This is a genomic window from Streptomyces sp. NPDC051020 (genome assembly GCF_040683105.1).
GTDB lineage: Bacteria > Actinomycetota > Actinomycetes > Streptomycetales > Streptomycetaceae > Streptomyces.
In genome coordinates, this window is sequence record NZ_JBFBCG010000012.1 from 1 (window position 1) to 11,390 (window position 11,390).

General features: G+C 70.6%; 14 protein-coding genes, 1 pseudogene and 1 riboswitch. Of the genes and pseudogenes, 8 read left to right on the forward strand and 7 right to left on the reverse strand.

All coding sequences use genetic code 11. From position 1 onward, the window contains the following. Nucleotides 1-207: 207 nt before the first annotated feature. The 3 genes from AB0N06_RS09035 to AB0N06_RS09045 are packed head-to-tail and all read right to left on the reverse strand — an operon-like array spanning nucleotide 208 to nucleotide 2,475. Nucleotides 208-867, reverse strand: a complete 660-nt coding sequence (locus AB0N06_RS09035; RefSeq protein WP_366134029.1) for a DsbA family protein — start codon at nucleotides 865-867, stop codon at nucleotides 208-210. Between the two features lie 19 nt (nucleotides 868-886). Further along, nucleotides 887-1,726: an oxidoreductase gene (locus AB0N06_RS09040; protein ID WP_366134030.1), complete on the reverse strand. Its 840-nt coding sequence runs from the start codon at nucleotides 1,724-1,726 to the stop codon at nucleotides 887-889. Between the two features lie 35 nt (nucleotides 1,727-1,761). Beyond that, the gene (locus AB0N06_RS09045) at nucleotides 1,762-2,475 is read right to left on the reverse strand and encodes an SDR family oxidoreductase (RefSeq protein WP_366134031.1); all 714 of its coding nucleotides are present in this window, start codon (nucleotides 2,473-2,475) and stop codon (nucleotides 1,762-1,764) included. A gap of 260 nt (nucleotides 2,476-2,735) precedes the next feature. Between AB0N06_RS09045 and AB0N06_RS09050 the strand changes: the two genes are divergently transcribed. From AB0N06_RS09050 to AB0N06_RS09065, 4 genes are all read left to right on the forward strand, one after another. Then, nucleotides 2,736-3,038, forward strand: a complete 303-nt coding sequence (locus tag AB0N06_RS09050; protein ID WP_366134032.1) for a muconolactone Delta-isomerase family protein — start codon at nucleotides 2,736-2,738, stop codon at nucleotides 3,036-3,038. A gap of 192 nt (nucleotides 3,039-3,230) precedes the next feature. Beyond that, nucleotides 3,231-4,313: a YbfB/YjiJ family MFS transporter gene (locus AB0N06_RS09055; protein WP_366134033.1), complete on the forward strand. Its 1,083-nt coding sequence runs from the start codon at nucleotides 3,231-3,233 to the stop codon at nucleotides 4,311-4,313. Between the two features lie 74 nt (nucleotides 4,314-4,387). Next, nucleotides 4,388-4,549, forward strand: a complete 162-nt coding sequence (locus AB0N06_RS09060) for a hypothetical protein (protein WP_366134034.1) — start codon at nucleotides 4,388-4,390, stop codon at nucleotides 4,547-4,549. 397 nt (nucleotides 4,550-4,946) lie between these two features. Continuing rightward, nucleotides 4,947-5,924, forward strand: coding sequence for a D-cysteine desulfhydrase family protein (locus AB0N06_RS09065; RefSeq protein WP_366134035.1), 978 nt, complete (start codon nucleotides 4,947-4,949; stop codon nucleotides 5,922-5,924). 395 nt (nucleotides 5,925-6,319) lie between these two features. Here the strand turns inward: AB0N06_RS09065 and AB0N06_RS09070 are convergent, their stop codons facing one another. Together AB0N06_RS09070 and AB0N06_RS09075 are read right to left on the reverse strand one after the other, a co-directional pair. Then, nucleotides 6,320-6,799 (reverse strand): alpha/beta fold hydrolase, encoded by a 480-nt coding sequence (locus tag AB0N06_RS09070; RefSeq protein ID WP_366134146.1) that lies wholly within the window; start codon nucleotides 6,797-6,799, stop codon nucleotides 6,320-6,322. Next, nucleotides 6,732-7,424 (reverse strand): carotenoid oxygenase family protein, encoded by a 693-nt coding sequence (locus AB0N06_RS09075; RefSeq protein ID WP_366134036.1) that lies wholly within the window; start codon nucleotides 7,422-7,424, stop codon nucleotides 6,732-6,734. Before AB0N06_RS09075 ends, AB0N06_RS09070 begins: the two co-directional genes overlap by 68 nt. 9 nt (nucleotides 7,425-7,433) lie before the next feature. On the opposite strand from AB0N06_RS09075, the gene AB0N06_RS09080 reads away from it, so the two are divergent. The 4 genes from AB0N06_RS09080 (at nucleotide 7,434) to AB0N06_RS09095 (ending at nucleotide 9,911) form a co-directional block, all read left to right on the forward strand. Beyond that, complete coding sequence (locus AB0N06_RS09080) at nucleotides 7,434-7,793, forward strand: tyrosine-type recombinase/integrase (protein WP_366134037.1); 360 nt, start codon at nucleotides 7,434-7,436, stop codon at nucleotides 7,791-7,793. A gap of 187 nt (nucleotides 7,794-7,980) precedes the next feature. Beyond that, complete coding sequence (locus AB0N06_RS09085) at nucleotides 7,981-8,616, forward strand: ATP-dependent Clp protease proteolytic subunit (RefSeq protein ID WP_366134038.1); 636 nt, start codon at nucleotides 7,981-7,983, stop codon at nucleotides 8,614-8,616. Between the two features lie 7 nt (nucleotides 8,617-8,623). Further along, complete coding sequence (locus tag AB0N06_RS09090) at nucleotides 8,624-8,932, forward strand: hypothetical protein (protein ID WP_366134039.1); 309 nt, start codon at nucleotides 8,624-8,626, stop codon at nucleotides 8,930-8,932. A gap of 315 nt (nucleotides 8,933-9,247) precedes the next feature. Then, nucleotides 9,248-9,434, forward strand: a riboswitch (cyclic di-AMP (ydaO/yuaA leader). 3 nt (nucleotides 9,435-9,437) lie between these two features. Next, nucleotides 9,438-9,911: a C40 family peptidase gene (locus AB0N06_RS09095; RefSeq protein WP_366134040.1), complete on the forward strand. Its 474-nt coding sequence runs from the start codon at nucleotides 9,438-9,440 to the stop codon at nucleotides 9,909-9,911. 38 nt (nucleotides 9,912-9,949) lie between these two features. Here the strand turns inward: AB0N06_RS09095 and AB0N06_RS09100 are convergent. Together AB0N06_RS09100 and AB0N06_RS09105 are read right to left on the reverse strand one after the other, a co-directional pair. Further along, a pseudogene (locus AB0N06_RS09100) lies at nucleotides 9,950-10,105 on the reverse strand (LysE family translocator); the annotation flags it as partial. A 137-nt stretch (nucleotides 10,106-10,242) separates the two neighbouring features. Further along, nucleotides 10,243-11,385: an 8-amino-7-oxononanoate synthase gene (locus AB0N06_RS09105; protein ID WP_366134041.1), complete on the reverse strand. Its 1,143-nt coding sequence runs from the start codon at nucleotides 11,383-11,385 to the stop codon at nucleotides 10,243-10,245. Between the last annotated feature and the right edge of the window lie 5 nt (nucleotides 11,386-11,390).

Consider the following 11,390-nt stretch of genomic DNA (forward strand, 5'->3'; position numbering starts at 1 on the left):
GACTCGAGTTCCGCCGTGGCCACTACCCACCCCCCCCACCCCCGCCCACCCGCGGGTGCGCGTGCTTCGTCGCAAACCGGAAGGCGTGCTGGTCCCTGGGAGGGGGAACGCCCAGGGACCAGCGGTTGTGGGCTCGGCGCCAGGAGAGGCTCCTGGCGCCGAGCGGCCGCTGGGTGCCGGTCGAGGTGTCGGCACGAGGGTGGTGGGTCAGTCGAAGATGGGTCCGACGTTGCGGCCCCGCTTGATCTCGTAGAAGCCGGGTGTGGCGGCGACGGCCAGGGCGCCGTCCCACAGCTGTACCGCGTCGGCGCCCTTGGGGGCAGGCGTGACGACGGGGCCGAAAAACGCGGTCTTCGCCGTCGTGCCACCTGGGCCGGGAACGGCGATGACGGGGCTGCCGACCTCGGATCCGACCAGGTCGATGCCGGCCGCGTGAGAGGTGCGCAGGTCCTCGTCGTGGGCGTCGGTGTCGCCGGCGTCGGCCAGGTTCTCCGGCAGACTGGCATCGCGCAACGCTGCCTGGATGGTGGCCCTGCCCTTGGGCGCCTGGCCGGGGTGGTAGCGGGTGGCGAGCGCCTCGTAGAGCGGTTCGAGCGCCTGCTGGCCGAACATCTTCTCGGCAGCGATCATCACGCGGACCGGCGCCCAGGCCTGCCCCATCAGTTCGCGGATGTGCGGCGCGAGTTCGTCCAGGCGCTGCTCGTTGAGCACCGCGAGACTCATGACGTGCCAGGTGATCTCGATGGGCCGTTGCCGGCGGACCTCGAGCAGCCAGCGGGATGTCAGCCAGGTCCACGGGCAGACCGGGTCGGCCCACAGGTCGACGCGGGTCGGGGTCGCGCGGGTCGGGGTCGCGGTGTCGGTCATGATCGCCATCCAGTCCTTGTCAGTTCGTGTCGGGGTAGTCGGTGGAGGTGGACAGGAACGCCCACTCGTCCAGATCGGCCTGGAGCCGGACGCGGCCCTGCTCGATCAGGAGTAGGGCGTCGCGGCCAAGCGCCAGGTGCACCGGGGGGCTGTCGCTGTCGAGGACCTTCAGCAAGGCCTGGGCGGCCAGGGCCGGGTCGCCGATCTGGTTGCCGTCCTTGGCCTTTCGGGCGGCGCGGATCGGGGCGAACAGCGCGTCGTAGTCAGGGATGGTCCGCTCGACGCGGACCATGGACCGCCCGGCCCAGTCGGTGCGGAACCCGCCGAGCGCCAGGCAGGTGACGTGGATGCCGAAGTCGGCGACTTCCTGGGCGAGGGAGTCGGAGAATCCCTCGACGGCAAACTTGCTGGCGCTGTAGAACGCGACGCCGGGCAGGCCGGTCCGCCCAGCCATGGACGAGACGGTGACGATGTGGCCGGCGCGGCGGCGCCGCATGTGCGGCAGTACGGCCTTGACCACGGCGACGGTGCCGTAGACGTTGACGTCGAGCTGGTCCCGCAGGTCGTCCATCGAGGACTCCTCGACGGTCCCCTCGACGCCGTAGCCGGCGTTGCTGATCAGCACGTCGACCGGGCCGATCTGCTCCTCGACGTAGTTGACGGTGTCCAGGACCGCGTCGTTGTCGGTGACCTCCAGCAGCAGTCCGGTGGCGCGGCCCGGCGCCAGCTCCTCGAACGCGTCGATCTGGGCGGCGTCGCGCACCGTGCCGACGACGTGGTGCCCGGCGTCCAGGGCCGCGGTGGCGAACGCCCGCCCCAGGCCACTGGAGACTCCGGTGATCAGGAATGTCTTGCTCACGTTCACACGCCCCTCTAGCCTCTCGTGACCCATGGTCAGTGACCGGCGCTCTGGCCGCCGTCGACGGCCAGGACCTCGCCGGTCACGAACGGGGCCCGCTCCAGGTAGAGCACGCCCTCGACCACGTCGCTGATCTCGCCCATGCGCCCGAGCGGGTGCATCGCGGCGAGGGCATCGTGGTATTCGGGCGCGTGCATCGGGGTCCGGATGGTCCCAAGTGCGACGGCGTTGCTGCGGATCCCGCGGGAGGCATACTCGATGGCCAGCGCCTTGGACGCGGCCTGCAGACCGCCCTTGGTCAGCGAGGCCAGCACCGAGGTCACCTTCGAGTCGGCGTGCTCGACCAGGCTGGTGGTGATCTGGACGACGTGTCCGCCGCCCTGGGCGAGCATCTGCTCGATGGCGAGCTGGGTGAGGTGGAAGAAGCCGGTCAGGTTGACCCCGGTCACGAAGTCGTAGTCCTGCTCGGTGTACTCGGTGAACGGCTTGGCCACGAACACGCCCGCGTTGTTCACCAGGGTGTCGACGCGGCCGAACGCGTCCACCGCGGCGCCGATGACCCGCTCGGCGGTGGTCGGGTCGGCGATGTCGCCCTGCACCGTCAACAGATCCTCGTCCCGCGAGGGCACGATCGAGCGCGAGGTCGCAACGACCGCGTAGCCCAGCTTGCGGTACCCCTCGACCAGTCCGGCGCCGATGCCCTGCGAGGCACCGGTGATGACAGCGACCTTCTGACTGCTCAAGCTCATGGTTCAACTCCCCAGGCGAACACGGGTGATGGATGGGGTAAACACCGCAGATCACGGCCCCCACACCTCAAGGTAGACGACCGGTCAACCAAATGCCATCGAGGTTCCCGTGACCCCGCACCGGGCGCAGCGCGCTCACCTGCGGTGGGAGCCTGGGCCTTGCACGAGGGAGGAAACAGGTTGTCGCCGGGACCCGTTCGCGGGGAGCAAGGTGGCCCTATCAGCGCCCGTTTCGGAGGGCGCTGTTTCAAGGGAGAGCCATGCGAGAGTTCCTGGTGGAGATCACGACCACGATCCCGGAGGGCACCGATCCGGCGGAGGTCGACCGGCGGCGCGCCGCCGAGGCCGTACGCGCGCGGGAGCTGGCGAGCACCGGCAACCTGTTTCGGCTGTGGCGCCCGGAGGGCGAGCTGCGCAGCATCGGCATCTGGCGGGCCGAGGACGAGCAGGACCTGCACGACAAGGTGCTGCGGACGCTACCGCTGCGCTCGTGGATGAACCTGACGGTCACGCCGCTGGTGTCCCACGCCAACGACCCGGGCAAGACCGGCGGTGCGTCCTGAACCGCACGCCCGGCAAGCTGCTCACCACCGGCACGCGGAGGCGCCGGTGGTGAGCGCCCGATCTGTGCCGGCCCGGTCCCGGGCCGAAAGCGCTCAGCTGGTGTCGCCGGTCGCGCACACGGTGCAGGCCGGTGCCGCGCTGGCCGCGCGGCGATGGGGGTCGGCCGTTTCGTCTCCACGCCGATCCTGCCGATGATGCACACCCAAACCGGACTGAGCGCGGCGGCCGGAGTCAGGCTGGCGACCGCGAACTATGCCGGCTACCTCGCCGGCGCCCTGATATGCATCGCCGCCCCCGCACTCGCGCGGTCACGGGCTGCGCTGCGCGGCTCACTGCTGGTCCTGGTGGCGACGCTGGCGCTGATGCCGGTCAGCACCGCGGGAGCGTGGTGGTGGGCGCTTCGGCTGTTGGCCGGTGCGGCCAGCGCGGTCGTGTTCGTCATCGCGGTCCACACCCTGTTGAACGGGCCCAGCCGCAAGAGCGCCTCACTCGCCGGATGGGGCTTCGGCGGGGTCGGCGCCGGGATCGCCATCTCCGGGGCGGCCGTGCTTGTGGTGCGCCTGGTCGGTGACTGGCGCAGCGCCTGGTTCGTTGCGGCCGGCCTTGCCGTCGTCCTCGGCGCCCTCGCTTGGACCCTGGCCCCAGGGCCCGCCGCGGCACCCTCTGGTGTGCCGTCAAGGCCGGGTGGGGCGAGGCCGGTTCGACGGCTGCAGGGGTGGCTGCTGGCCAGTTACAGCCTGGAAGGGGTCGGCTACATCATCGCCGGCACGTTCCTGGTCGCCGCAATCGACCAGTCCTCCCCGGGATGGGTCGGCACCGGCGCCTGGGTGCTGGCGGGATTGGCGGCGGCGCCCTCCGCCGCGCTGTGGGCGAGGCTGGGCCACCGGTTCGGCCGCCCCGACCTGCTCGCCGCGGCCCTGCTGCTGCAGGCGGTCGGCATCGCGCTGCCCGCGATCGCCGCCCACGCGGTGGCCGCCGGACTGGCGTCGGCGGTGCTGTTCGGCGCGACGTTCGTCAGCGTCAGCCAGCTCTCGCTCGCAGCCGGCAACCAGCTAGGCTCTCCCCGTTCGGTCGCGGTGCTGACCACCGGGTACTCGGTCGGGCAGATCCTCGGGCCGATCGTGGTCACCCCTGTCCTGCACCACGGCTACCGGCCGGCCCTGCTCCTGGGCGCCGCCGTGGTGATGGCGGCCGCCGTCGCCGCCATGGTGCTGCGCGCCGGCTGGCCCACACCCCCGCCCGAGCCCGTCGTCGTGCGTCCGGAGGCACTATGACCACCTCTGCGGGGCACGGTGTCGGCGTACTCCTGAAACGTTCACTTGTACGCCGACAGTCCAAAAGCAGCGCCGTGCGAGTCCTGGACGGATCGCCCAACGCGCTCCACGCGTACCGCGAGGAGTTCGGCGACGACATGTCCGTCGCCCGCTTCACCGCCACCGTGGGCGAGCACGTCGCCATCCACAACGTCGAGCCCCCGCTTCGGCCGCAGGTCCGCGCGCTCTTTGCGTGATGCCCGGCAGCCGGTGACGCGCCGACACGTCCAGATGTGTCCCAAGCTGCGGCAACCAGCGCGGTTGCCCGCGCTCGGCGGTGATTGTGATCCCGGGTACTCGGTCTGGCAGCTCCTCCACCCACTCGCGGCCACCCCCGTTCCGGCTCCACGGCCACCCACCGGCCGTGCTGCTGCGGGCCGCGACCCGGGAGCGACGGGCCAGCCGGTGGGGTCGGGCGTTGCTGCCGCAGCCGGCCCGCTCAGCAGCGCAGGCTTCTGCGCCGTCGGCAAGACTTCGCTGACCGGAGAGAGGCCTTGGGCGTCGGGGTCCCTGGTCTGGCCGGCGGCACTGGACAACGGGGATCACGTCGCAGACGCTGGAGCAACTCCACAACCGCACCACCGAGGAGTCCTCGTGACCGAGCCCGCGCCGCGCACATCGCTGGGAAGCTGGCCGACGCCGTTGGAGCCCGCGCCGCGTCTGGCCGCCACGCTCGGCCTGCGCGAAGGCGACCTGTGGATCAAGCGGGACGACCTGACCGGGCTGGGCGGCGGTGGGAACAAGGTCCGCAAGCTCGAGTACACCGTCGGCGCCGCGATGGCCTCAGGCGCCGACACCCTTGTCACCGTCGGCGCCCCGCAGTCCAACCATGCCCGGCTCACCGCCTCGGCCGGGGCACGGCTCGGCCTCGACGTGGTGCTCGTGTTCCCCGGAAAGCCGGGTACGTCCCGATCCGGGAACCTGACCCTGGACGCCCTGTTCGGCGCCCAGGTCCACTTCGCCGGGGACGCCGATCTTCCCCAGCTCGAGGAAACCGCTCAGGGGATCGCCGACCGGCTGTCGCATCGCGGCGCGCGTGCGGCGCTGATCCCGTTCGGGGGATCCAACACCGTCGGTGCCCGGGGCTACCAACAGGCCGGCCGGGAGCTGCTGTCCCAGCTCCCCGCACTGGACACAGCCGTCGTCGCCCTCGGATCTGGGGGCACCATGGCCGGCCTGGTCGCCGCCTTGGGCGCCGGGCGAGTGCTGGGCATCCACACCGGGGCCATGAACCATCCCGCGGCCGCCGTGGCCACCATGGCCGGAGCGCTCGCCACCCCCGTCGGCGCCGACCGGCTCCGGATCCGCACCGACCAGATCGGCTCCGGCTACGGCCGACTTACCGACTCCACCGCGGCCGCCCTCGAACTCGCGGCCCGCACCGAGGGCATCGTCCTCGACCCCGTCTACACCGGACGGGCCATGGCCGGACTCGTCGCGGCCGTCGAGGACGGCACCATCACGGCCGGGCAGACGACCGTGTTCTGGCACACCGGCGGGCTGCCCGGCCTGTTCGGCCATGCCGAGACAATCGACCGCTACGACAACGCCCTGACCGCGTTCGAGGCGTAGGCCGACGCGACGCCGGGCCCCGCGCCGGCCCGGAACCGTGGTGTCCCTGGGGTGGTGCGGGCCGTGCGCGGACGGCGGTCGGGCTGGAAGGCGCGGTGGGCGGGAGCACCTGATACCGCACCAGGTTGTCCGTGGTGTCTCGGGCCGATCAAAAGTGGTCGGCGTCGAGGACGGCCTGGGCGAAGTCCTGGGGTGCTTCCTGCGGCACGTTGTAACCGACGTTGAAGGCCCGGTGGGCGTACCTGCCGGTGAACTTGCTGCGGTAGGCCGCGCCGTCCCCGGGAGGGGTGAAGGGATCGTACGCGCCGTCGATGGTGATGGTGGGGATCTTGATGGCCTGTCCGGTGGCGAACTCTTCTCAAGGCCTGCGTACTTCTTCTCGCCGGGCGCGAGTCTCAGGCGCCAGCGGTAGTTGTGGATGACGATGCTGACGTAGTCCGGGTTGGTGAAGGCCGCGGCGGTCCGGTCGAACGTGGCGTCGTCGAAGTTCCACGTCGGCGACACGTCCTTCCAGATGAGCTTCGTGAAGTCGTGCCGGTTTCTGTCAGGCCGAGGACGCCGCGTTCGGTGGCGAAGTAGTGCTGGTACCACCAGGCCCATTCGGCCTTGGGGGGAAGCGGCAGCTTCTGGGCTTCGCGGTTGGTGATGGGGTAACCGGTCGTGGAGACCAGGGCCTTGCAGCGGTGCGGCCACAGCGCGGCGATGATGTCGGCTGTGCGGGCTCCCCAGTCGAATCCGGCCAGGACAGCTTGCTTGATCTTCAGGGCGTCCATCAGGGCGATGATGTCGAGGGCGATGGCCGCCTGCTCAGCGTTCCTGACCGTGGTGCTGGACGGGAACCGCGTGCTGTCGTGCCCCCGCAGACAGGGGACGATGACCCGGTAGCCCTCGCCGGAGCCGGGCGCCGTACCCCTCGTCCCACCGGTAGGGCATGCCGCCGCGTCCGGCCAGGGCGGGGGCGAGGACGACGGGGAGGTCCATCCACACGATGTGGTGCTCGGTGATGGCGAAGTCGTGCATCATCGTGGGCCCCGGCACCTCGACCGGCCGGCGGTCGAGCAGCAGCCCCTCTGCGGTGACCCGGTGGTAGGTGAGATACGGCGGGGCGAACCCGGTGCCGAACAGGTGCAGTTCGCCCGTGCCCGGGTCCTCCTTGGAATGCGCGGTCATCGCCGTCCTCAGACGCCCGCCGAAGTCGTACGGCCCTACGGTCTCCAGCGTGTCGGTGACCCAGTAGGGCAGGCCCGCCTCGCACAGGGCCAGGACCATGCCTGCGTGCCGGATGACGTGCGTGTTGGCGGGTGTCGCCGCCAGGTCGATGGTGAGGTCCTCGCGAATGAAGGGGTGCCCCGCCAGCTCCCGGGTGTGCACCCATCGGTTGCGGTACCACTCGGCGCGTCCGCCGCGCAGCCGGATGCCGTGCAGCATGCCGGGGCCGGTGAACCAGCGCCCGGAGACCTCGCCGCGGCCGAGGACCTGGAGGAACTGACGGAGGAACACGTCGAGTCCATGGTCGCCTGGCTACTTGTCAGCGCCCGCAGGCGCGGCGGCCAAGCCGGCACAGGACTTCGCCCCTCGACGGCCCAACACCTCGGCCAGCCGCTCACGACTCGCCACCTGCGTGAGGCCGCGTACTCCCTGCAGCGGAAGCTGGAGCTGCGGAAGGTCCGGCTCCACGACGCGCGCCACTCGTGCCTCACGTTTCTTGCCGTCAACGGCGTGCCGGACGTCATCCTCGCCGCGTGGGCCGGGCATGCCAACGCCAACTTCACCAAGCGGGTGTACGTCCACCCGAGCCCCGAGGACCTCCGCGTCGCCTCGGACCACCTCACTTCTCTACTCGGTTTCAGTGAGGGCGAAGCAGCCTGATGATCAAGACGTCGTGACAGATTTGTGAGATATCTACGCTCGGCGAACAGCAAAAACAGCCTCTGACCTCGGCCTTTTAGTGGATCACTAGGATGCGTGCTCCCCATCATAACCTTCTGTACGTCCTGTACATTTTTTACAGGTGCCTCCGCAGGCCCCGTACAGACACCGGAGGAGAGGCCTCACCATGTTCCGCCCTGCCGCCCGTTACGTCCTGCCCGAGTTCACCGAGCGCACGACCGACGGGACCCGCACCCTCGACCCGTACTCCAAGCTGCTCGCCGAGCGCATCGTCTTCCTCGGCACCCCGGTCGACGACACCGCCGCCAACGACCTGATCGCGCAGTTCATGTATCTGGAGCACGCCGCGCCCGACCGGCCGATCTCCCTCTACATCAACTCCCCCGGCGGCTCGTTCGGCGCCATGTCCGCCATCTACGACACGATGGACTACCTCACCTGCGAGGTGGAGACGTTCTGCCTCGGCCAGGCCGGTTCCAGCGCGGCGGTCCTGCTCGCCGCGGGCGCTCCCGGCCGGCGGCACGCCCTGCCCGGGGCCAGGGTCGTCGTCCAGCAGCCCGAGCTCCCGGAGCCGGTGCAGGGCCAGCCGTCCGATCTGGAGATCGAGGCGCGGGAACTGGTCCGCGTCCGCGAGCTGCTCACCGGCATGCTGGCTCGTCACACCGGCCGCAGCAGCGAGCGGATCGCCGCCGACTTCGAGCGCGACCTCATCCTCGACGCCGCCGGAGCCAAGGCGTACGGACTGGTGGACCACGTCCTGGAGAACCGCAGGACGTCGCTCCCGCCGAACAACGCGAGGTGAACCACTGATGCAGCCACCCCACCTCCCACCGCTGCCCGCACTGACGCGCGCCGAGGCCGAGTTCATCGACTGCTACCTGGAAGTGCTCGACCAGCTGGGCCGGATCAACCCCGCCCGCGGCAGCGACACCTACGGTGCGCTGCGCGCTGCCCAGGCACTCGCCTCGCGGGCGGGCGCCCTGCGGGACGCGCTCACAGTGATGCACGAGCGGGGTGAAGCACAGATCCACGCTGCCACGCTGGCACGGGCACTGCGCGTGTTGGACGGGGAACGGCGGGCCGGACGGGTCACCGTGCCCCCGGTCCCGATGAGTTGATCATCTCTCCGCAGGCGACACGCCCGGCACGTTGATCGAATTTTCTCGCTCGTCCGGCGCAAGGAATACCCCGCGAGAGGGACGACTCGACTTGCGCCGCCGGCGTGGACGGTGAGCGAAATATGCCGTTCCACTGCTGGTACGGGACCGGTGGAGGATACCTGACGGGTACACAAATCACCCTCAAGCCACCCAAACAGACCATTGGCGCCAAATCGCGCATATCGCTGTTTTGCTCCGAAAATCCGGCAGCCAGTGAGTCAAGATCCGTGGGACGACAAGCCCCCGCCACCACGGCGAGGCGGTCCGGGCGGACGCCGAGTCCTGCCGCCGCCCGGATGACTGGTCGACAGAAGTGGATCGGCAGGAGTGGAGGACCCGAGCGCAACGGGTCGACCGGGCATCCGGTCGACCCTCGGGGTGAAGCCGTATCGCGCGGCCGGGCAACTTCGCCAGCCCGAACCCGACAGGTCATCCTTCACAGGCGGCTGACGAAGGGTTGCGCATGACTGCGCAGGTTCATGTCCCGTTTCTGATCACCCGGGCCGGTACGGCCACGGTTCTGACGCTTGCCGCAGTCGGCGGCTCCGTGATCGTCCCCGGCGCCGTGGCCGACGCCCAGGCCGCGACGGGGTCAACGAAGGCACTCAAGGTCGCCGCGTCGAAGAAAGGATCGCCGTACCGGTACGGGGCCACCGGCCCCCACCGTTTCGACTGTTCCGGGCTGACGCAGTACGCGTTCAAGAAGGTGGGCAAGAAGCTCCCACGCACGGCCCAGCAGCAGTACAACAAGACCCGCCACGTCTCGGCGTCGAAACGGAAACGCGGCGATCTGGTCTTCTTCCACTGGGGGCGCAGCGTCTACCACGTGGGCATCTACGCCGGCAGAGGGAAGATCTGGCACTCCCCGAAAACCGGTTCCGTCGTGCGGCTGGAGAAGATCTGGACGAGGAGCGTCTGGTACGGACGAGTTCGCTGATCCCTCCGATTCTCCTCCACCCCCATTCACCACGTACTTCAGTGCACCAGGGGTCCGGTCACCAGAACCAGTCCCAGCGCGGTGAGTGCCGCGTCGCTGCCGCCCTCGATGGCGCGGGCGGTACGCGGCCGGCGCAGCCACCGGCCCAGGCGGTCCACCAGGAGTACCACGGACGGAAACCAGATCAGCGCGAGCCGCACGCGGGCCCGCTCGCCGTGCCCCCACGCTCGGGCCGACGCCCTGCCGCCGCTGTGGCGAGGGTGTACACGCGCCGCTCGAAGAACTCCTAAGGTCCGCATGACGGTCCGATCGGCTTGCCGGTCAGGTCGGATCAGGTCAGTGGCGCGGTCCGCAGGATGGTCGCCACCGCGGTTGCGATCTGTGCCTCCGTCAGGTCGGCCCGTGCGGTGAGCCGCAGCCGCGAGATGCCGTCCGGGACCGACGGTGGGCGGAAGCAGCCCACCGCGATCCCGGCCGCGCGGCAGTCGGCCGCCCAGCGCGCCGCCGCGTCCGGCGAAGGTGCCCGAACCGAGACGACTGCGGCGTCGGGGCGTACGGCGGTCAGCCCTTCCGCGGTCAGCCGTTCGTACAGTGCGGTGGCGACCGTACGGGCCCTGCCCGCGCGTGCCGGCTCGCGGCGCAGGAGGCGCAGGCTCGCGAGAGCCGCGCCCGTCGCGGCCGGTGCGAGCCCGGTGTCGAAGATGAAGGTGCGGGCCGCGTTGACCAGATGGTCGATCACCCGGGCCGGCCCGAGGACCGCTCCGCCCTGACTGCCCAGGGACTTGGAGAGGGTCACGGTGGTGACGATCCCGTCACCACCCGCGAGACCGGCGGCGGCGAGGGCCCCGCGCCCGCCCTCCCCGAGCACGCCCAGGCCATGCGCGTCGTCGACGAGCAGCGCGGCGCCCTCCGTACGGCAGACATCGGCCAGTTCCCGCAACGGCGCGGCGTCTCCGTCGACGGAGAAGACCGAGTCGGTGACGGTCAGGGCGCGGCCGCAATGCACGTGCAGCTCCCTGGCGACGGCTTCGGGATCGGCGTGGGGTACGACGGCGGTGTCCGCCCGGGAGAGGCGGCAACCGTCCACGATGGAGGCGTGATTGCCCGCGTCGGAGACGATCAGGGAGCCACGACCGGTGAGGGCGGTGAGCGCGGCAAGATTGGCCGCGTAGCCGGAGGAGAGGACCAGGGCCGCTTCGAAACCGCAGAATTCGGCCAGTTCGCGTTCGAGGTCGGCGTGCAGCGCGGTGGAACCGGTGACCAGCCGGGAGCCGGTGGCGCCCGCACCCCACCGGTACGCGGCCTCGGCGGCGGCCGCGGTCACCTCGGGGTGCCGGGTGAGGCCCAGGTAGTCGTTGCTCGCGAGGTCCAGCAGTTCCGGCTCGGCAGGCCGGGGGCGCAGGGTACGGACGAGCCCGGCGTCCGCACGGCGGCGCGCCTCGTCATCGATCCAGTCGAACGGGGCGAAGGACATGGCGG

Coding starts and splice junctions, on each gene's coding strand:
- AB0N06_RS09045 (WP_366134031.1), bottom strand. CDS start 2,475: ATGAGCTTGAGCAGTCAGAAGGTCGCTGTCATCACCGGTGCCTCGCAG.
- AB0N06_RS09090 (WP_366134039.1), top strand. CDS start 8,624: ATGCAGCCACCCCACCTCCCACCGCTGCCCGCACTGACGCGCGCCGAG.
- AB0N06_RS09055 (WP_366134033.1), top strand. CDS start 3,231: ATGATGCACACCCAAACCGGACTGAGCGCGGCGGCCGGAGTCAGGCTG.
- AB0N06_RS09105 (WP_366134041.1), bottom strand. CDS start 11,385: ATGTCCTTCGCCCCGTTCGACTGGATCGATGACGAGGCGCGCCGCCGT.
- AB0N06_RS09080 (WP_366134037.1), top strand. CDS start 7,434: ATGGTCGCCTGGCTACTTGTCAGCGCCCGCAGGCGCGGCGGCCAAGCC.
- AB0N06_RS09095 (WP_366134040.1), top strand. CDS start 9,438: ATGACTGCGCAGGTTCATGTCCCGTTTCTGATCACCCGGGCCGGTACG.
- AB0N06_RS09085 (WP_366134038.1), top strand. CDS start 7,981: ATGTTCCGCCCTGCCGCCCGTTACGTCCTGCCCGAGTTCACCGAGCGC.
- AB0N06_RS09035 (WP_366134029.1), bottom strand. CDS start 867: ATGACCGACACCGCGACCCCGACCCGCGCGACCCCGACCCGCGTCGAC.
- AB0N06_RS09050 (WP_366134032.1), top strand. CDS start 2,736: ATGCGAGAGTTCCTGGTGGAGATCACGACCACGATCCCGGAGGGCACC.